General features: G+C 70.6%; 17 protein-coding genes. 13 read left to right on the top strand and 4 right to left on the bottom strand.

Translation table 11 applies throughout. From position 1 onward, the window contains the following. Positions 1-3: 3 nt before the first annotated feature. The 3 genes from ACFYPC_RS15270 to hutI are packed head-to-tail and all read left to right on the top strand — an operon-like array spanning position 4 to position 3,847. Positions 4-1,206: an allantoate amidohydrolase gene (locus ACFYPC_RS15270; protein ID WP_388675399.1), complete on the top strand. Its 1,203-nt coding sequence runs from the start codon at positions 4-6 to the stop codon at positions 1,204-1,206. Further along, positions 1,203-2,564, top strand: coding sequence for a formimidoylglutamate deiminase (locus ACFYPC_RS15265; RefSeq protein WP_388675397.1), 1,362 nt, complete (start codon positions 1,203-1,205; stop codon positions 2,562-2,564). Before ACFYPC_RS15270 ends, ACFYPC_RS15265 begins: the two co-directional genes overlap by 4 nt. 38 nt (positions 2,565-2,602) lie before the next feature. Beyond that, positions 2,603-3,847 carry an imidazolonepropionase gene (hutI, locus tag ACFYPC_RS15260; protein ID WP_388675394.1) on the top strand — a complete coding sequence of 415 codons (1,245 nt, stop codon included), beginning with the start codon at positions 2,603-2,605 and terminating at the stop codon, positions 3,845-3,847. A gap of 72 nt (positions 3,848-3,919) precedes the next feature. Here the strand turns inward: hutI and ACFYPC_RS15255 are convergent, their stop codons facing one another. Both ACFYPC_RS15255 and ACFYPC_RS15250 read right to left on the bottom strand, forming a co-directional pair. After that, a complete protein-coding gene (locus tag ACFYPC_RS15255; RefSeq protein WP_388675391.1) occupies positions 3,920-5,461 on the bottom strand; it encodes an RICIN domain-containing protein in 1,542 nt (513 codons plus the stop codon). 298 nt (positions 5,462-5,759) lie between these two features. Continuing rightward, positions 5,760-6,656: an RNA polymerase sigma factor SigF gene (locus tag ACFYPC_RS15250; RefSeq protein ID WP_388675389.1), complete on the bottom strand. Its 897-nt coding sequence runs from the start codon at positions 6,654-6,656 to the stop codon at positions 5,760-5,762. A gap of 238 nt (positions 6,657-6,894) precedes the next feature. On the opposite strand from ACFYPC_RS15250, the gene ACFYPC_RS15245 reads away from it, so the two are divergent. The 4 genes from ACFYPC_RS15245 (at position 6,895) to ACFYPC_RS15230 (ending at position 10,422) form a co-directional block, all read left to right on the top strand. After that, positions 6,895-7,263 carry an STAS domain-containing protein gene (locus tag ACFYPC_RS15245; RefSeq protein WP_385741189.1) on the top strand — a complete coding sequence of 123 codons (369 nt, stop codon included), beginning with the start codon at positions 6,895-6,897 and terminating at the stop codon, positions 7,261-7,263. Positions 7,264-7,530: 267 nt separating this feature from the next. After that, complete coding sequence (locus tag ACFYPC_RS15240) at positions 7,531-8,100, top strand: ATP-binding protein (RefSeq protein ID WP_388675385.1); 570 nt, start codon at positions 7,531-7,533, stop codon at positions 8,098-8,100. Between the two features lie 215 nt (positions 8,101-8,315). Then, entirely contained in the window at positions 8,316-9,020 is a 705-nt protein-coding gene (locus tag ACFYPC_RS15235; protein WP_388675383.1) for an LPXTG cell wall anchor domain-containing protein, read from the top strand. Between the two features lie 265 nt (positions 9,021-9,285). Further along, on the top strand, positions 9,286-10,422 hold the full coding sequence (locus tag ACFYPC_RS15230; protein ID WP_388676193.1) for a hypothetical protein: 1,137 nt from the start codon (positions 9,286-9,288) through the stop codon (positions 10,420-10,422). 108 nt (positions 10,423-10,530) lie between these two features. Here ACFYPC_RS15230 and ACFYPC_RS15225 read toward each other — a convergent pair whose 3' ends face one another. Continuing rightward, a complete protein-coding gene (locus ACFYPC_RS15225) occupies positions 10,531-12,027 on the bottom strand; it encodes an oligopeptide:H+ symporter (protein ID WP_388675380.1) in 1,497 nt (498 codons plus the stop codon). 487 nt (positions 12,028-12,514) lie between these two features. On the opposite strand from ACFYPC_RS15225, the gene ACFYPC_RS15220 reads away from it, so the two are divergent. Together ACFYPC_RS15220 and ACFYPC_RS15215 are read left to right on the top strand one after the other, a co-directional pair. Then, positions 12,515-13,192: a response regulator transcription factor gene (locus ACFYPC_RS15220; protein ID WP_037748267.1), complete on the top strand. Its 678-nt coding sequence runs from the start codon at positions 12,515-12,517 to the stop codon at positions 13,190-13,192. 118 nt (positions 13,193-13,310) lie between these two features. Beyond that, a complete protein-coding gene (locus ACFYPC_RS15215; protein WP_388675377.1) occupies positions 13,311-14,588 on the top strand; it encodes an ATP-binding protein in 1,278 nt (425 codons plus the stop codon). 27 nt (positions 14,589-14,615) lie between these two features. Here ACFYPC_RS15215 and ACFYPC_RS15210 read toward each other — a convergent pair whose 3' ends face one another. Further along, positions 14,616-15,158 (bottom strand): GtrA family protein, encoded by a 543-nt coding sequence (locus tag ACFYPC_RS15210; RefSeq protein WP_388675374.1) that lies wholly within the window; start codon positions 15,156-15,158, stop codon positions 14,616-14,618. Positions 15,159-15,353: 195 nt separating this feature from the next. Here ACFYPC_RS15210 and ACFYPC_RS15205 point away from each other — a divergent pair, with 195 nt between their 5' ends. The 4 genes from ACFYPC_RS15205 to ACFYPC_RS15190 all read left to right on the top strand — a co-directional run bounded on the left by ACFYPC_RS15205 (position 15,354) and on the right by ACFYPC_RS15190 (position 19,493). Continuing rightward, positions 15,354-16,493 carry a 5-(carboxyamino)imidazole ribonucleotide synthase gene (locus tag ACFYPC_RS15205; protein ID WP_388675372.1) on the top strand — a complete coding sequence of 380 codons (1,140 nt, stop codon included), beginning with the start codon at positions 15,354-15,356 and terminating at the stop codon, positions 16,491-16,493. After that, entirely contained in the window at positions 16,490-17,014 is a 525-nt protein-coding gene (purE, locus tag ACFYPC_RS15200) for a 5-(carboxyamino)imidazole ribonucleotide mutase (RefSeq protein ID WP_388675370.1), read from the top strand. The genes ACFYPC_RS15205 and purE overlap by 4 nt, the downstream gene beginning before the upstream one ends. A 5-nt stretch (positions 17,015-17,019) precedes the next feature. Then, positions 17,020-18,204, top strand: coding sequence for a dipeptidase (locus tag ACFYPC_RS15195; protein ID WP_388676190.1), 1,185 nt, complete (start codon positions 17,020-17,022; stop codon positions 18,202-18,204). A gap of 140 nt (positions 18,205-18,344) precedes the next feature. Further along, positions 18,345-19,493, top strand: a complete 1,149-nt coding sequence (locus ACFYPC_RS15190; protein WP_388675368.1) for a dipeptidase — start codon at positions 18,345-18,347, stop codon at positions 19,491-19,493. Positions 19,494-19,514: the final 21 nt, after the last annotated feature.

Genomic DNA, 19,514 nt, shown 5'->3' with positions numbered 1-19,514 from the left:
CAGATGTGGGATGACCTGAAGCCCATCGGCCGGCACCCCGATTCCGGGGGATACCGCCGCTTCGCGTGGACCGGTGCCGACCTCGAGTGCCGGGCCTGGTTCCGGGCGCAGGCCGAGGCTCGGGGACTCGCCCATGAAATCGACCGGAACGGGAATCAGTGGGCCTGGCTCGGCGCCCCGGCGGCAGGGGACGCCGTCGTCACTGGGTCCCATCTGGACTCCGTGCCGGACGGCGGGGCCTTCGACGGGCCCCTCGGAGTCGTGTCGTCCTTCGCCGCGCTGGACGAACTCCGCGCACGCCACGTGGAGTTCACCCGGCCCCTCGCCATCGTGAACTTCGGTGACGAGGAGGGCGCCCGGTTCGGGCTCGCCTGCGTCGGGTCGCGGCTCGCCGCCGGGCAGCTCACCGTCGAGCAGGCGCACCGGCTGACGGACGCCGAGGGCATCACGCTGCCGCAGGCCATGGAGCGGGCCGGGTACGACCCGGACACCATCGGCCCGGACCCCGAGCGGCTCGCCCGCATCGGCGCCTTCGTCGAGCTGCACGTCGAACAGGGCCGCGCTCTCGACCTCTCGGGCCACCGGGTGGGCGTCGCGAGCGCCATCTGGCCGCACGGCCGCTGGCGGTTCGACTTCCGGGGCGAGGCCAACCACGCCGGCACCACCCGGCTGGTGGACCGGCGGGACCCGATGCTGCCGTACGCGGAGACCGTCCTGGCGGCCCGCCGTGAGGCCCGACTCGCCGGCGCCGTCGCCACCTTCGGCAAGATCGCCGTCGAGCCGAACGGTGTGAACGCCATCCCCTCTCTCGTCCGCGGCTGGCTCGACTCCCGCGCCGCCGACCAGGCGAGCCTGGACACCGTCGTCACCGGCATCGAGAAGGCGGCCCGCGAGTACGCGGAGGCACAGGGTGTCGAACTCGACATCGTCCGTGAGTCGTTCACCCCCGTCGTCGAGTTCGAACACGCCCTGCGTGACGAGCTCGCCCGCATCCTGGGCACGGAGGCGGACCTGAGGGTCCCCGTCCTGGGCACCGGCGCCGGACACGACGCCGGAATCCTCTCCGGGACCGTCCCGACCGCCATGCTGTTCGTACGCAACCCCACGGGCGTCTCGCACTCCCCGGCCGAGTACGCCGCCGAGGACGACTGCGTGGCCGGGGTGACCGCACTCGCCGACGTACTCGAAGGGCTGGTCCGCAGGTGACGCAGACGTACTGGCTGGAACACGCCTGGCTCGACACCAACGTCGAGCCGGGCGTGGCCCTGGACGTGTCGACCACCGGCAGTGCGGCGGGGAGCGACGACGGCCGGATCACCGCCGTCCGCACCGGCGTCGACACCCCGCCCCCCGGCGCCGAGATCCTCCGCGGCCTCACCCTCCCCGGGCTCGCGAACGCCCACAGCCATGCCTTCCACCGCGCCCTGCGCGGCACCGTCCAGGTCGGCTCCGGCACCTTCTGGACCTGGCGCGAGCTCATGTACTCCTTCGCGGACCGGCTGACCCCGGACACCTACCACGCCCTGGCCCGCGCCGTGTACGCGGAGATGGCGCTCGCCGGGGTCACGGCCGTCGGCGAGTTCCACTACGTGCACCACGCCCCGGGCGGCACCCCGTACGCCGACCCCAACGCGATGGGTGAGGCGCTCATCGAGGCGGCGGGCGAGGCCGGCATCAGGATCACCCTCCTCGACACCGCGTACCTCTCCGCGGGCTTCGGACAGCCCCCGAACCGGCACCAGCTCCGCTTCTCCGACGGCAGCGCGGACGCCTGGGCGGAACGCTCTTCACTTCTCAAGGACCGTGATCACGCGCGGATCGGTGCGGCCATCCACTCCGTACGGGCCGTGCCGGCCGGACAGTTGGCGACGGTGGCGCGGTGGGCCGAGGAACGGCGGGCCCCGCTCCATGTGCATCTGTCCGAGCAGGCGGTGGAGAACGACGCCTGCCAGGCCGCGCACGGCCGCACCCCCACCCAGCTGCTCGCCGACCACGGCGTCCTCGGCCCGCGCACGACCGGTGTCCACAACACCCACCTGACCCGTCAGGACATCGCCCTGATCGGCGGATCCGGGACCGGGACCTGTATGTGCCCGACCACCGAACGGGACCTGGCCGACGGCATCGGCCCCGCGGTCGCCCTGCGGAACGCGGGCTCGCCGCTCTCCCTCGGCTCCGACAGCCACGCTGTCATCGACCTCCTCGAAGAGGCCCGCGCCATGGAGCTGAACGAGCGCCTGCGCACCCGCACCCGCGGCCACTGGACGGCGGCCGCACTCCTGCGCGCCGCCTCCGCCGACGGCCACGCGGCCCTGGGCTGGAACGGCGCGGGCAGCCTGGAGGCGGGCGCGCTCGCCGACTTCACGACGATCGCCCTCGACTCGGTCAGAACAGCGGGACCGGTGCCGCGCCTCGGCGCCGAGACGGCCGTATTCGCCGCGACGGCGGCTGACGTACGCCACACGATCGTCGGCGGGCGGCACGTCGTACGGGACGGCGCGCACACCCTCGTACCCGATGTGCCGAAAGCTCTCGCGGACGCTGTGGACGCCCTGCGCGCCTGACCCCCGCCCACCGCAGCCCGAGCCCCCACGAGGACGTCATGAGCAGCACCAACGACACCGACGCCGCCAAAGCCACGACCGGCACCGGCACCAACGCCACAACTGGCAGCGGCACCAGCACTGTCATCACCAACATCGCCAGTCTGGTCACCAACGATCCCTCCCTCGGTGACGGTTCCCCTCTTGGTCTGATCCAGGACGCGGCGCTCGTCATCGACGGCGACCGCATCGCGTGGACCGGTGATTCAAGAAAAGCACCCGCCACTGACAACCGGGTCGACGCCGGGGGCCGGGCGGTGATCCCGGGCTTCGTGGACTCCCACTCGCACCTCGTCTTCGCGGGCGACCGCACGCAGGAGTTCAACGCGCGTATGTCGGGCCGCAGCTACACGGCCGGCGGCATCCGCACCACCGTCGCCGCCACCCGCGCCGCCTCCGACGAGGACCTGGAACGCAACCTCACGCGCCACCTCCGTGAGGCCCTGCGCCAGGGCACCACCACCTTCGAGACGAAGTCGGGCTACGGCCTCACCGTCGCGGACGAGGTACGGGCGCTGCGCATCGCGGCGGCGCACACCGACGAGGTCACCTACCTCGGCGCGCACATCGTCCCGCCCGACTACGCCGACGACCCGGCCGCGTATGTGGCCCTGGTGACCGGCGAGATGCTCGACGCCTGTGCCCCGTACGCCCGTTGGATCGACGTCTTCTGCGAGAAGGGTGCCTTCGACGGCGACCAGGCCCGTGCGATCCTCATGGCGGGCAGGGCGAAGGGCCTGCACCCGCGCATCCACGCCAACCAGCTCTCCTACGGCCCCGGAGTCCAGCTCGCGGTCGAACTGGACGCGGCGAGCGCGGACCACTGCACGCACCTCACGGACGCCGACGTGGACGCCCTGGCCGGCGGGAACACCGTCGCGACCCTTCTCCCCGGCGCCGAGTTCTCCACCCGCGCCCAGTGGCCGAACGCCCGCCGCCTGCTCGACGCGGGCGTCACCGTGGCCCTCTCCACCGACTGCAACCCGGGTTCGTCCTACACCTCCTCCGTTCCGTTCTGTATCGCGCTGGCGGTACGGGACATGGGGATGACCCCCGACGAGGCCCTCTGGTCGGCAACGGCGGGCGGAGCCCGGGCCCTGCGGCGCACGGACATCGGCGCGCTGACCCCTGGCGCCCGCGCCGACCTCGCGTTCCTCGACGCCCCGAGCCATGTCCACCTCGCCTACCGGCCGGGCGTGCCCCTGGTGTCGGAGGTCTGGCGGCGCGGGGTTCCGGTCACCTGAGCGATGGAGTCAGCCACTCGGGGGCGGAGTCGGCCACCCGGCGGTGGAGTCAGCCACTCGGCGGTGAGTCAGTCACCCGGCGGTGGCGCCGGCCTGCCACCGCTGTTCGTCGGTGTCCACGTCCACGTCCCCGTCCACGTCCCCGTCCACGTCCCTGATCAGCATGAGCCGGTCGCCGAACGGCGTGACCGCAAAGCCCGGGAAGATGTCCGCGCTGATCCTGCCGCGGGAGTCCACCGTGAAGTGCAGGTTCTTGCCGTTGGGCTCGTAGTCGTCGGCGGCCGTGCACTCCCAGATGCCGACGCCCTTGTCCGTGCCACCGCGGCTGTCCAGGCAGAAGCGGCTGTCGGCGTACGACTGGAGGACGCCGCGCCCGGCGACGACACGCCACAACTGCGTGCGGGACGAGGTACAGCCGGCCGTGACGACGTCCGTGCCCAGGCTCATGGAGCCGTCGCGGACATCCATGCAGAGCCCGGAGCCGACGTTCACGACCTGGGCGTAGGTGCCGTTCGGGGGGTGTGGGGTGGGTGACGGCGTCGGCTTCTTGGAGGGCGTGGCTGTCTTCGAGGGCGTCGAAGTGGGCGTCGGGGACGGGGATTTGGTCCTGGAGGTGGGGGACGGCGACGGAGTCACCGAGACCGTCGCGGTCACCGTCACCGGGGGTGGCGCCGCCGGCGTGCTCACCGCACTCACCGACTGCTCTGTGTCCGATCCGCCCGACGTCAGCAGATACAGCAGCAGCGGCGCCAGCGCGACGCCGAGCGCGGCCGAGGCGAGGACGAAGCGCCGGGAGGGCGGCCAGGACGGGGAAGCCGCGCCGCGGGCGGCCGGGGCCCGGCCACCCGCCGCCCCCAGGACGTACGCGGCGCCGCCCCACGGCAGCAGTCCCTCGGCCAGTGCGGTGCGCGGGGTGTCGCGCAGGGCGCCCAACTCCTCGTACGCGGCGGCGCAGTGCCCGCAGTGCGCCATGTGGGCGTTCAAGTCCGGGCTGTGGCGCGGGTTCTCAGGGTGCGCCGCTTCCTCGATCAGCCGCCGGAAGTCCTGGCAGCGGGGGTTGCCGGAGCGGGCGAGGCGGGTCTTCAGGCAGGCCTGGCGCAGGGCCTGGAAAGCGGGCTGCTTGCCGTAGGTCACGTCCTGCGGCACGGCTCCGATGAGAGCCGCGGTCCTGGCGTCCGGCTCCTCGTCCACGATGCCGTACCAGATGAGGCCCTGGACGCGGGTCGGGAGCGGCTGGAAGGCGTCGAGCATCGGCGGAACGGGTCCCTCGGGGCAGCCCGACTCGCGGAGCCCGGCGAGCAGCCCCGGATCGAGGCGGCTCGCGCGATGGTCCAGGGGAGCGGCCCAGGAGGCGGCCACCCGGCCGGTCAGGAGCAGCAGTCGGTGGCGCCAGGGCCCTCGGGGGTCGAGGCCGAGCGCCGTCTCGCGGGCGGCGAGCGCGAACGCCTGAGCCGTCAACTGCCGTGCGGCGGTCTCGCCGACGGTGCACAGACGGGCGTACGAGAGGACCGCGGGCCGGTGGCGCAGGCGCAGTTCGCGCAGTGCCGGGTACGCGGTCGGGGTGTCGGCGCGCAGCAGTTCGGTGAGCCGAGCGTCGGAGGCCCCGGAGTACATGCCACCACTCCCGGCATTAGGCCCGTCGGATCCGACGTACGCACCGTCTCCGTCGGTCCGGCCGGCCCCAGCCATCCCCGTGCCTCCTCGCACTCGCGCCCCGCGCTCGGGCCCGTCGGCGATGTGGCATACCGGCGGTATGAGGATGCTCATAGTGGTGGAAGGCAACCGGTGGGGAAAGAGGTTTCCCCGGGTAACCATGACCCACTGCCAAGCTGTGACTACGGCCCGCGCCCCCGGTGGTGGGGGGCGCGGGCCGTAGTCACAGCTACCGGACGCCATTACGGCCGTGGCACCGTCACTCCTCGACGGTCAGTCCCTTGCGCAGCCGCACCAGCGTCCGCGAGAGCAGCCGGGAGACATGCATCTGGGAGATGCCGAGTTCGTCGCCGATCTCGGACTGCGTCATGTTGGCGACGAAGCGGAGCGAGAGGATCTGACGGTCGCGGGGCGGGAGTTCGGCGATCAGCGGCCTCAGGGACTCCACGTACTCGATGCCTTCGAGCCCGTGGTCCTCGTAGCCGATGCGGTCCGCGAGCGCGCCCTCGGAGTCGTCCTCCTCGGGCTGGGCGTCCAGCGAACTCGCCGTGTAGGCGTTCGAGGCGGCCATGCCTTCGACGACCTCTTCGTTGGAGAGGCCCAAGCGCTCCGCCAGCTCTCCCACTGTCGGGGCGCGATCGAATTCCTGGGCGAGTTCGTCGCCCGCCTTGGCCAGGTCGAGGCGGAGTTCCTGCAGTCTGCGCGGTACGCGCACCGACCACGACGTGTCACGGAAGAAGCGCTTGATCTCGCCGATGATGGTCGGCATCGCGAAGGTGGGGAACTCGACGCCGCGGCTCATCTCGAAGCGGTCGATGGCCTTGATCAGGCCGATGGTGCCGACCTGGATGATGTCCTCCATCGGCTCGCTGCGGGAGCGGAACCGAGTGGCGGCGAACTTGACCAGCGCGAGGTTGAGTTCGACCAGCGTGTTGCGAACGTACGAGTATTCGTAGGTGCCCTCTTCAAGGGACTCCAGCCGCTCGAAGAGAGCCTTGGACAGGGCCCGTGCGTCCACCGGCCCCACCTGGTCGAAGGGGGGGATCTCCGGAAGTCCCTCAAGCCCCGCGAGGGAGCGAGAGCGTTCCGGAAGGGATGCCGACGTCGCCTTCTGGGTATGCGATTCGTCGAGCCGGGGTGACATGGTGTCCTCCATCGTTCTCGGCATATGGCCGCCGATGCCAATGCGTGCACTGCGGTGTGCGGCGCCTCCGAAGCCGGTCGGGTCGAATAGGTGTCGCTACTAGCCCTACCCGCTCCCACGCGGTTGTCGCAAGTGTGCTTGGCGGTGAAATGTCCAATTCGTGGCGGTTGTTCGGGTGTCGGGGTGTGTAGAGAAGGCGTAGTGTTCGAGTGCCTACATCAGCAGTTACGACCCTCAGGAGAGAGACGGCATGGACCGCGGGACAGTCGGCAGCGCCCAGTCGGGCCGACTTCTTGTCGAAGTGCGGGAAGAGGGCCTCAGTGCCGTCGTGACTCCCGCGGGTGAGCTCGATCACCACACGGCCGATTTGTTGCGTGAGCCACTCGATGACTGCCTCGAAAAGGGGTATGCGCGACTGGTCGTCGACTGCTCACGTCTTGAGTTCTGCGATTCCACCGGGCTGAACGTGCTGCTCAGCGCACGGCTGAAGGCCGAGGAAGCGGGTGGCGGAATCCATCTCGCCGCGATGCTGCCGGTGGTGGCCCGGGTATTCGAGATCACTGGGGCGGAGGCCGTTTTCACGGTCCACGACACCCTCGCCGCGGCCTTGGCCGACTAGGGCAGGGCGGGTGGAGCGTCTCAAAGTGATGCCCCGGATGTCCCCGTGTGACCATAGGGTTACGCGCGTCACAGGTTTCGGGTCGAATAATTGGGTGTTCGGACGGTTCGGCCGGGCAGGAGACATCCTGGATATGTCGGCCGTCACAGTGGCGGCCACGTCACGGACCGGTCAGGGAAACCGGTCGGTGGCGGATAGGCCCTCGACGAACGTACTGAGTGCTGAGTCTTGATTTGTGAACTGGTGAATCGGTGAGGTGAAGCGCTGATGAGCACCACCCGGCCTTACCCGCCGGGAGACCGCGGCCCGGAGTCGGGCGACGGCGGCGCTTCCGCGGTGTCCGGCACGGGCGCGTCCCCAGGCGACGCTCCCGCCTCCTCCGCAGGCACCAATGTCAACAGCGGCACCGGTACCGGGATCGGTCCGGGCCGCCAGGCCCGCAGGCTGAGCTTCGAGGACCGGAGCGGCGTCGTGCCGCTCGCCCGCGACTTCGCCCGCCAGGCGCTGTCCGCGTGGGGCTGGCTGCCCGCCGAGAGCGCCGACCGCCGCGCCGCTGCCGAGGACGTCCTCCTGGTCGTCTCCGAACTCGTCACCAACGCCTGTCTGCACGCAGAGGGCCCGCAAGAGCTCCGGATCGCGTGCGACAAGAAGGTGCTCCGCATCGAGGTCTCCGACCGTGGCGCCGGCCAGCCTGCCCCGCGTACCCCGCACCGCGCCGGGCGGCCGGGCGGCCACGGGATGTTCATCGTGCAGCGACTGTGCCTCGACTGGGGAGTCGTACGGACCCCGGGGGTCGCGGGCAAGACCGTCTGGGCCGAACTCGGGGCGCCCGCCTAGGACCTGTCCTGGCGCTGCAGACCACCTGGTAACTCCGACCTTGGGTTACCGACGGTTCGAACCCACCTTCGCGCACTGCCTCGTACGTCACCGCCCGCGTGCCGGATCTCCTCACATCCGGCGCGCGCTTTGTCTTCCCTCCGCAAGTCGCCGGGCGTACCTTGACGGCCGATCTGATGTTCCGTCAGATGTCCTGTCAGGAATGAGGCCCCGAGGTGACGTACCGGACGTACCAGAAACGAACCGCCGCGCTCGCGTTCGCCGCGGCCCTGGCCGGCTCCGCGGTGCTGATGGCCGCCCCCGCCGCCCACGCCGAAGTGGTGGACGTCAACTACCAGTGCAAGACGCCGATCGGCGACAAGAGCGCCGTCTCGCCCATCGACATCAAGAGCGTCAAGAGCGGCAGCGACTACAAGCTCACCATGTCCTGGCAAGAGGGCGTCTCCTCCAGCCCGGTCGAGCTGGGCAAGGGGGCGATGAGCCCGAGCGCCGTGATCAGTGTGGCCGGCGCGGACAGCGGCACGGTGGCCGTGAGCGGCCCGGCCAACGCGGCCGCGATACCCGCCAACACCCCCATCAAGATCAGTGACTTGAGCGGCACGTACACGCCGAAGGAGAGCGGCGAAGTCACCTTCACCGCGGGCGTGCTGACCATCGAGGCGCTCGGCACGACGACCACCTGCACCCCTTCGAACGACCCCGAGCCCTCGCTCACCCTCGACGTCACGGCCGCGAGCGGAAACAGCGGCGGTTCGACCTCGGGTGAGCCCCAGAGCGGCACGGACTCCGGCGGCGAACTCCCGCAGACCGGCCCCGAGGACTCCGCGATCGCCCTCGGCACGCTCGGCGGCACGGTGCTGCTCGCGGGCGCGGCGGGTGTGCTCTGGCTGACGCGCAGGCATCAGACGGTACGGCGCTGAGGCCACCGAGCCTCGTACGCCCCCGTCGCCCGACGGGTGGGGTACGGGGTCCCGGGCGCCGTATGCCCGGTGCTGTACGGGGTCCCGGCCGTCGTGTGCCTGATCGTGTACGGGGTCCCGGCCGTCGTGTGCCTGATGGTGTACGGCGTTTTGGGCGTCATACGCCCGGTGGTGAGGCGTGTGAACACTCACCTGCGGAAGCCGAGTTGACGGGAGCGGTGTCGTGAGCGGTGTCGTGAGCGGAGTCGTGGGCGGCAAGGTGCGGATGACGGTGCTGGCGGCGGTGCTCGCGCTCCTCGTGCTGCCCCTCGCGGGGGTGCCCGCGGCCGGTGCGGAGACACCCTCCGTCAAGCTGTCCAAGTCTCAGGCGGGGACGGGCGGTTCGGTCACGGTCACCGGCACCGGATGGCGGCCCAAGACGCTGCTGATGATGCTGATCTGCGGCCGGTCGGTGCCGTCCCGCGGCGTGATCGGCGGCACCGACTCCTGTGCCAACGCGGACGGCCGGGCCGTCACCACCGACACGAAGGGCGACTTCAGCAAGGAGTTGCCGGTCGCCGAGCCGCCCGAGCCGTGCCCCTGCGTGGTGCATGTCGCCACGGTCACGGGGGAGAAGGCGGCGGCGGACGCCGTCTTCATGGTCGCGGGGCACTCGGTCGAACCGCTGCCCGAGGAGGAGAGCGGTGCACGGCTCTCGGTGCTCACGGACATTCGGCTCGACGGATCGAGCGGGCTGCTCACCTCGTTCGGCGCACCGCCCTCCCGCACGCTGGTCTTCACGGTCGGCAACGTCGGTACCGCAGCCGTCAAGGACCCCGTCTTCCAAGTCGGCACCTCCCACGGCGTGTTCGCTCCGCAGTGGGAGGAACAGCAGTGGCAGGGCACCATCGCGCCCGGCAAGCGAGCGCAGATCAAACTCCCCGTCGAACTCGCGGCCGGGGCACACGGCGACTACACGGTCTCGCTGAAGTACGGCGGGAAGATGCTCGCCGAGCAGCCGTGGGGCGTGGGCCCCCCCTGGGGCGTGACGCTGTTCTGGATCCTGCTCGGTGTGGTCGTACCGGTCGCGGTGTTCCGCGTCGGGATGGCCGCGGTGGACCGGCTGCGGCCGCGCGGGTCCGCCGGGCGCGGTGCCCGTCGCAGGAGCCTGCGCCTTCCCGGACTCGCCCTCCGCATGCCGAGGTTGAGCGTGCCCCCGGCGCCGGAATCCCGTACGACCAAGACCAAGACCCCGCTCACACCCCCGACCCCGACCACGACCACACCCCCGACCGCGCCCCCGACTTCGACGCGGCCCCTTCCGTGGTTCACGCCGGACAGTGAACCGGGGATCCCGTCGGGCCGATCAGCTCTCCGCACCCCACGAGAACGGTCCGACGACCCCACGGGAAGGGCAAGTTGAAGGGGAACGCCGAAGGGCCACCGCATCCAGTCCAGTGATGCGGTGGCCCTTCGTGCAGCGGCCCTTCGTACAGCGGCCCTAGGTACGACGACCTCAGTCGGCGTAACGTCAGCGGACGTCGCCCATGAGCTCCTTGACCTTGTTGCGGTACATCCACACCGCGACACCGGCGATCACGGCGAGCGTGGCCTCCAGGGCGACGATGCCCATCTTGTTCAGGTCGACCCCGGCGATGGAGAGCAGACCGGTCGTGGCGTCACCGGCGGTGACGGCCAGGAACCAGACGCCCATCATCTGGGAGGCGTACTTCGCGGGCGCCATCTTCGTGGTGACGGAGAGGCCGACCGGGGAGAGCAGCAGCTCACCGACGGTCTGCACGAAGTAGATCGCGACCAGCCACATCGCGGCGGCCTTGGCTCCGCCGTCGGCGATGGACAGCGGGGCGAGGAAGAGGAAGAACGACGCGCCGACCAGTACGAGACCGGACGCGAACTTCACGATGGTGCTCGGTTCCTTGCCGCGCTTGTTCAGCGCCAGCCAGAACCAGGCGAAGACCGGGGCCAGCGCCATGATCAGCACCGGGTTCACGGACTGGTACCAGGAGACCGGGAACTCCCAGCCGAAGACGGTGTTCTCGGCCGAGCCGTCGGCGAAGATCGACAGGGTCGAGCCGCCCTGGTCGTAGATCATCCAGAACACGGCCGCGGCGACGAAGAACCAGATGTAGCCGGACATCTTCGACTGCTCGGCGCGGTCCAGGTCCTTGTCGCGCTTGATCCGCACCAGCACCATGATCGGGATGATCACGCCGAGGAGGGTCAGCGGAACCAGGATCCAGTTCAGCGTGTAGTGGCCGGTGGTGCCGACGACGGCGTAGAAGACGACGGCGATGCCGGCCCAGATCGCGGCCTTGCGCAGCGTCGCGGACTTCTCCGCGGCGGACAGCGGTGTCGGGACCACGGTGGAGCGCTCGGCGAGGTTGCGGCTGCCGATCACGAACTGGCCGAGGCCGATCGCCATGCCGAGCGCGGCGAGCGCGAAGCCCAGGTGCCAGTTGACGTTCTCACCGATGGTGCCGATGACCAGCGGCGCGGCGAACGCGCCGAGGTTGATGCCCATGTAGAAGACCGTGAAGCCACCGTCGCGGCGCGGGTCGTCCGGGCCGTCGTAGAGGTGGCCGACCATCGTCGAGATGTTGGCCTTCAGCAGCCCCGAGCCGATCGCCACCAGGCCGAGGCCGGCGTAGAAGGTGCCCGACGACGGCAGCGCCAGCGTCAGGTGGCCGAGCATGATGACTCCGCCGGCGACGGCGACGGTCTTGCGGGGACCCCAGACCCGGTCGCCGAACCAGCCGCCGGGCAGGGCGAGCAGGTACACCATCGACACGTAGACGGAGTAGATCGCGGTCGCGGTGGCCGCGCTCAGGTGCAGGCCACCCGGTGCGACCAGGTACAGCGGGAGCAGAGCCCTCATGCCGTAGTAGGAGAAACGCTCCCACATCTCGGTCATGAAGAGAGTGGCCAGTCCGCGGGGGTGGCCGAAGAAGGTGCGCTCGAATCCGGGGGTGCCCGGGTCTGTCGAGCCCTTCGTCAGGCTGGACGCCATGGTCGTTCCTTGCTGGTCGGGACGCGCGGAAGTGGGGTCGCGCGCCCGGTGGGGGCGGCCGGCACCGGCGGGTTCCGGCCGTCCGTCCCCACGCCCACGGGGAGTCCGCTCCGGATTGCGAAGCGATGGAGGCCGACCTCCGGGATCCACGCCCTTCACGCTTCGGTGCGCTCGGGCCCGGCCACAGGTCATTCCTTTCAAGGCTGGCGAATACCAGCCCGCACACAAAAGAGACCTTCAGCGTCAAATGCTGGCCAAAGGTCCTCATGGTGCTACAGGCGTCTGGTCACCATACGACATGCCAATGTGGCATATGGAAGGACTTGAGAGATGGATCACAGGTGACAATGGAACCACAGGCACCCATTCGAAGGTTGCCGACAAGATCGCCCCCACAGGCGTAGGCCAGCCTGTCCACAGGCACGGGTAAGAATCACGGAGGCCGATCACCCCGCGAGTGTCGTCCGCGGCGGACTACCATCACCCCATGACCCGTGTACTGCTCGCCGAGGACGACGCGTCCATCTCGGAGCCCCTGGCCCGTGCCCTGCGCCGGGAGGGCTACGAGGTCGAGGTGCGCGAGGACGGACCCACCGCGCTCGACGCCGGCATCCAGGGCGGCATCGACCTGTGCGTCCTGGATCTGGGCCTGCCCGGTATGGACGGCCTTGAAGTGGCCCGCCGACTCCGCGCCGAGGGCCACACCGTCCCGATCCTCATCCTGACCGCACGCGCCGACGAGGTGGACACCGTCGTCGGCCTCGACGCGGGCGCCGACGACTACGTGACCAAGCCGTTCCGGCTCGCCGAACTGCTCGCCCGCGTCCGGGCCCTGCTGCGGCGCGGTGCCGCCGAGCCGCAGCAGCCGCCCGCCACGCACGGGGTGCGCATCGACGTCGAGTCGCACCGTGCCTGGATGGGTGACGAGGAACTCCAGCTCACCGCCAAGGAGTTCGACCTCCTGCGGGTCCTGGTCCGGGACGCCGGCCGTGTCGTCACCCGCGACCAGCTCATGCGCGAGGTCTGGGACACCACCTGGTGGTCCTCCACCAAGACCCTCGACATGCACATCTCCTGGCTCCGCAAGAAGCTCGGCGACGACGCGGCGAACCCTCGCTACATCGCGACGGTCCGCGGCGTCGGGTTCCGCTTCGAGAAGAGCTGACGGGCCCTACCAGCGGGCGGCGCTGGAGACCTTTCGGCCACACTGGTCACCGTAGGAGCCTGTGCCTGATCCTCAGCCGGATCGGCACAGGCTCTCAGCAACCTGCCCGGAGGGCCCCGTGCGTCGCCGTCTCATCCAGTCCACCCTCGCCGTCGTGCTCGTCGTCATCGCCGTGTTCGGCCTGTCCCTCGTGATCGTCGAGACGCGGACGATCAGCAGCAGCGCCCAGGAGAGGGTGGACTCCGAGGCGCTGAAACTGGCGAGCATCGTGGACAGCCGGATCATCGGGCACGAGGACATCACCGCGGAGATCCTGAGGAACCAGGTCACGGACGAGCGGTACGCCGTGATCGAGATCCCCGGCAAGGCGCCGATCGAGATCGGGACCAAGCCCACCGGTGAGGTCACCGAGCACACGGCCCCCGGCGAGCAGGGCGAGACGGTCACCGTCCAGGAGCCGCGTTCGTCCGTGACGAAGGAGATCGGCCGTACGCTGCTGATCATCGCGGCGGTCGCCCTGCTCGCCATCATCGCCGCCGTCCTCCTCGCCGTACGCCAGGCCAACCGCCTCGCCTCCCCCCTCACCGACCTCGCGGAGACCGCGGAACGGCTCGGCTCCGGCGACCCCCGCCCCCGCCACAAGCGCTACGGCGTCCCGGAGCTGGACCGTGTCGCGGACGTCCTGGACAGCAGTGCGGAACGCATCGCACGGATGCTCACGGCGGAGCGCCGACTGGCCGCGGACGCCTCCCACCAGCTCCGTACGCCCCTCACCGCCCTCTCCATGCGCCTGGAGGAGATCACCCTCACCGACGACCCGAACACGGTGAAGGAGGAGGCGACGATCGCGCTGACGCAGGTCGAGCGGCTCACGGACGTCGTGGAGCGGCTGCTCACCAACGCCCGCGACCCACGCACCGGCTCCGCCGTCTCCTTCGACCTGGACGAGGTCATCAAGCAGCAGCTGGAGGAGTGGCGCCCGGCCTACCGCAGCGCGGGCCGCGCCATCGTCAGCTCGGGCAAACGCCATCTGCGGGCCGTGGGAACCCCGGGCGCGGTCGCCCAGGTGCTGGCCGCGCTCATCGAGAACTCCCTCATGCACGGCGGCGGCACCGTCGCCCTGCGCACCCGTGTCACCGGCAACCAGTCCGTCGTCGAGGTCACCGACGAGGGCCCCGGCGTCCCCGCCGACCTCGGCGCCCGCATCTTCGAGCGCGCGATCAGCGGCCGCAACTCCACGGGCATCGGCCTCGCCGTCGCCCGCGACCTCGCGGAGGCCGACGGGGGCCGTCTGGAGCTGCTCCAGGCGCAGCCGCCGGTGTTCGGGCTGTTCCTGTCCCGTACGCCCCTGAAGAAGGCCCTGGCGGGCGAGGAGTCGGAGCCCACGGTCAGGTAGCGGCGCACGGTCGGACAGCGGCGCGGCTCATGTGCTGCGCGCCGGCGCGGGCCGCTGCCCGGGCTCGGCTTCGAGGAACGATTCCGCACTGGCCACCGCCTCGCGCGCGGGCAGCGTGCGGAACACCCAGGTGCGGTACGACCAGAAGCGGAACAGGGTCGCCACACCGATGCCGAGGAACTTGAACACGTTGCTCTGCAGCGGGCTGTCCCAGCCGAAGCCGTACGTCGCCGCGTACAGCACGCCGTTCTCGATCACCAGCCCCACCGCGCTGAACAGCAGGAAGAGCGACAGTTCCCTGGTGCGGCCGCCCTTGTCGCGGTCGCGGTAGGTGAAGTAGCGGAACCCGATGTAGTTGAAGATGATGGCCACCACGGTGGCGATCACACTGGCCCGGACGACCTGCAGGCCGGTCCCATGGCGCACCAGGTTGAACGTGAGCAGGTTGACGAGCAGCCCCACGCCGCCGACCGCGCCGAACTTGACGACCTCCCGCCAGAGCCGGTCGAAACGGCGCCGCACCGCGCTGCGAGGCTGCTTGGTATGGGGCCCCGAAGAACCACTGCCCATGGTGTCGCCAGCCCCCGTCGGTCGCCGTCAGTCGGATATATCAACACAGCCATGCTAACCAGCGGCCCCCGCCATCGCCTGTGTAAGAACTCACAGGTAAGAAAAGTGGTCGTAACCCGGGCAGCCCACTCCGCGGAAACACCGCCTCACAGGAGCGGAAACCGGCCGCCGTGGCGTGGCCGATACTCTTGGAGCGTGACGTTCCCGGTAGTCGGCATGGTCGGCGGGGGGCAGCTCGCTCGTATGACACACGAGGCGGGCATCCCGCTCGGCATCAAGTTCAAGCTCCTCAGTGACTCCCCCCAGGATTCCGCGGCGCAGGTGGTCAGCGATGTCGTCATCGGCGACTACCGCGACCTCGACACGCTGCGTGAGTTCGCGCGGGGCTGCGACGTGATCACCTTCGATCACGAACACGTACCCACCGAGCACCTGCGTGCCCTGGAGGCGGACGGCATCCCCGTCCGCCCCGGGCCCGACGCGCTCGTGCACGCCCAGGACAAGGGTGTGATGCGCGCCAAGCTCGACGAACTCGGTGTGCCCTGCCCGCGGCACCGGATCGTGCGCGACGTCGAGGACGTCGCCGCCTTCGCGGCCGAGGGCGACGGTTTCCCGGTCATCCTCAAGACGGTCCGCGGCGGCTACGACGGCAAGGGGGTGTGGTTCGTGCGCTCCGCGGAAGAGGCCGCAGACCCCTTCCGCGCCGGAGTCCCCGTCCTCGCCGAGGAGAAGGTCGACTTCGTACGCGAGCTCGCGGCGAACGTCGTCCGCTCGCCGCACGGCCAGGCGGTCGCCTACCCCGTCGTCGAGTCCCGGCAGGTCGACGGAGTCTGCGACACGGTGATCGCCCCGGCCCCCGGCATCGCGGAGGAGCTCGCCCTGCAGGCCGGTGAGCTGGCCCTGCGTATCGCCAAGGAACTCGGCGTCGTCGGCCACCTCGCCGTGGAGCTCTTCGAGACGCCCGACGGACGCATCCTCGTCAACGAACTGGCCATGCGCCCGCACAACTCGGGCCACTGGACCCAGGACGGCGCGATCACCTCGCAGTTCGCCAACCACGTACGCGCGGTCCTGGACCTCCCGCTGGGTGACCCGCGCCCGCGCGCCAAGTGGACGGTCATGGCGAACGTCCTCGGCGGCGACTACCCCGACATGTACTCCGCGTACCTGCACTGCATGGCCCGCGACCCCCAGCTGAAGATCCACATGTACGGCAAGGACGTGAAGCCCGGCCGCAAGGTCGGCCACGTCAACACCTACGGCGACGACCTGGACGACGTACTGGAGCGCGCCCGGCACGCAGCCGGATATCTGAGAGGCACGATCACCGAATGAGCCCTGTCGTTGGAATCGTCATGGGGTCGGACTCCGACTGGTCCGTCATGGAGGCCGCCGCGCAGGCCCTGGACGAGTTCGAGATCGAGTACGAGGTCGACGTCGTCTCCGCGCACCGCATGCCCCGCGAGATGATCGCGTACGGCGAGCAGGCCGACGGCCGCGGCCTCAAGGTGATCATCGCGGGCGCCGGCGGCGCCGCCCACCTGCCCGGCATGCTGGCCTCCGTGTCGCCCCTGCCGGTGATCGGCGTCCCGGTCCCGCTGAAGTACCTCGACGGGATGGACAGCCTGCTCTCGATCGTGCAGATGCCGGCCGGGGTGCCGGTCGCCACCGTCTCCGTGGCCGGCGCGCGCAACGCGGGCCTGCTGGCCGTCCGGATCCTCGCCGCGCACGACGAGGAACTCCTCGCCCGGATGCGGGAGTTCCAGCAGGAGCTGAACGACCAGGCCACCGAGAAGGGCAAGCGGCTGCGCACCAAGGTCGAGGGCGCGGGCAGCGGCTTCGGCTTCGGGAAGTGACCGCGATGACCTCCCCCTCGCTCGACGAAGCCCTCGAACTCCTCGCCGAGTTCCCCGTGGTGGACGGCCACAACGACCTCCCCTGGGCGCTGCGCGAACAGGTCCGCTACGACCTCGACGCCCGCGACATCGCCACCGACCAGAGCGCACACCTGCACACGGATCTGGCGCGGCTGCGCGCGGGCGGGGTCGGCGCGCAGTTCTGGTCGGTGTACGTCCGCTCGGACCTGCCGGGAGCGGTCACCGCGACGCTCGAACAGATCGACTGCGTACGGCAGCTGATCAACCGTCACCCCACCACCCTGCGCGGCGCGTTGACCGCCGCCGACATGGAGGCGGCGCGGAGCGAGGGACGTATCGCGTCGTTGATGGGCGCCGAGGGCGGCCACTCGATCGACAACTCCCTCGGCACGCTGCGGGGGTTGTACGCACTCGGCGTGCGCTACATGACCCTCACCCACAACGACAACATCGCCTGGGCGGACTCGGCGACCGACCACCCCGCCGTCGGCGGCCTGTCCGCCTTCGGCCGTGAGGTCGTACGGGAGATGAACCGCGAGGGCATGCTCGTGGACCTCTCCCATGTGGCCGCGACGACCATGCGCGACGCGCTCGACACGACCGCCGCGCCGGTGATCTTCTCGCACTCCTCCGCCCGCGCGGTGTGCGACCACCCGCGCAACATCCCGGACGACGTCCTGGAGCGGCTGCCCGCCAACGGGGGAGTGGCGATGGTGACGTTCGTACCGAAGTTCGTCCTCCAGGCGGCGGTCGACTGGACGGCCGCGGCCGACGAGAACCTGCGCGCCAACGGCTTCCACCACCTCGACACCACCCCCGAGGGCATGAAGGTCCACCGCGCCTTCGAGGAGTCCAACCCCCGCCCGATCGCCACGGTGTCGACGGTGGCGGACCACCTGGACCACATGCGCGAGATCGCCGGCATCGACCACCTCGGCATCGGCGGCGACTACGACGGCACGGCGTTCACCCCGGACGGTCTGAACGACGTGTCCGGCTATCCGAACCTCATCGCCGAGCTGTACGTCCGCGGCTGGTCCCGCGCCGACCTGGCCAAGCTGACCTGGCAGAACGCGGTACGGGTGCTGGGCGCGGCCGAGGACGTGGCCCGTGACCTGCAGGCGCGGCGGGCGCCCTCGAACGCGACACTGGAGCAGCTGGACGGCTGACCGCCGCAGGAACACGCCTGGTGGACGGGATGTACCGGGGGCGTAGGCGTACCCCGAACGCCCCGTCCACCAGGAAGCCCCCCGGCCTCCGTGCAACGGTGACGGTACTGCGATCACCGTCCACCCAACGGAGCCCCGTCATGGCAGACCTGCAGGACGAACTGCACACGACCGCTGAGGTGGGCGAGCTGGACCGGCCGGCTGTCTGGCCGGAGTCCGGGCCGCTGCCACTGGACACCACGGAGATTCTTCCGGAGGCCGGTTCCGTCCTGGACGGCGGCGCCGACCCGCTGGAGCGGGCGCACGCCTTCCTCGCCGACCACCCCGTCGCCGACGGCTACAGCGGTCTGCCCTGGGCACTGCGCCACCTGCCCTGGTTCGACCTGGAGCTGGGTGAGAGCGCGGTGGCCACGGATGTGCCGCGGATGCGGGAAGGGCATGTGGGCGCCCTGTTCTGGTCGCTGCACCTGCCCGAGGGGCTCGCCGGGGACCGGGCCGTCGGCGCGACCCTGGAACAGCTCGACCTGGTGCAGACGGTGGTCCAGGCCCACCCCGAGGGCCTGCGCCTGGCCCACACGGCGGCGGAGATCACCGACGCCCACCACTGCGGCCGCGTCGCCGTCGTACTCGGGCCCGCCGGAGCGGGCGCGCTCGGCGACTCGCTCGGCATCCTGCGCAACCTGCACGCGCTGGGCCTGCGTGTCCTCACCCTCTCCGGCACGACCTGGGCGAGCGGGACGGGCCTGACCCGGTTCGGCGAGGAGGTGCTCCGCGAGATGAACCGCCTCGGCGTGCTCGTCGACCTCTCCGGCACCTCGGAAGCCACGATCAGCCGCGCCCTCGCCGCCTCGAAGGCCCCGGTCCTGTTCACCCGCTCCGCGGCCCGCGCGCTGCGCCCCCACCCGGCGAACCTGCCCGACGACGTCCTCACCGAACTGGGCATGGCCAAGGGCCTGTGCCTCGTCCCGCTCACCGCCGAGCAGACCGGCCCCTCCGTACGGGACGTCGCCGACCACCTCGAACACGTCCGCGCGCTCGCGGGCGCGGAGTGCGTCGGCCTCTCGGGGACGTACGACTCCGGAGCCGCCCACCCGCAGGACCTCGCCGACGCGTCCTGCTACCCGCACCTGATCGCCGAACTCCTCGTCCGCGGCTGGTCCGAGACCGACCTGGCCCTGCTCACCTGGGGCAACGTCCAACGCGTCCTGCGCAGCGCGGACTTCACCGCCCGCGCCGCCCAGCAGCGCCGCGAGCCCTCCTCGGCGAAGATCGCAGAGCTGGACGGATAAGCTCCACGGTCTTCATCACGC

The organism is Streptomyces sp. NPDC005808 (assembly GCF_042871385.1).
Classification (GTDB): domain Bacteria; phylum Actinomycetota; class Actinomycetes; order Streptomycetales; family Streptomycetaceae; genus Streptomyces.
This window is presented reverse-complemented; position numbering and strand designations above follow the sequence as displayed.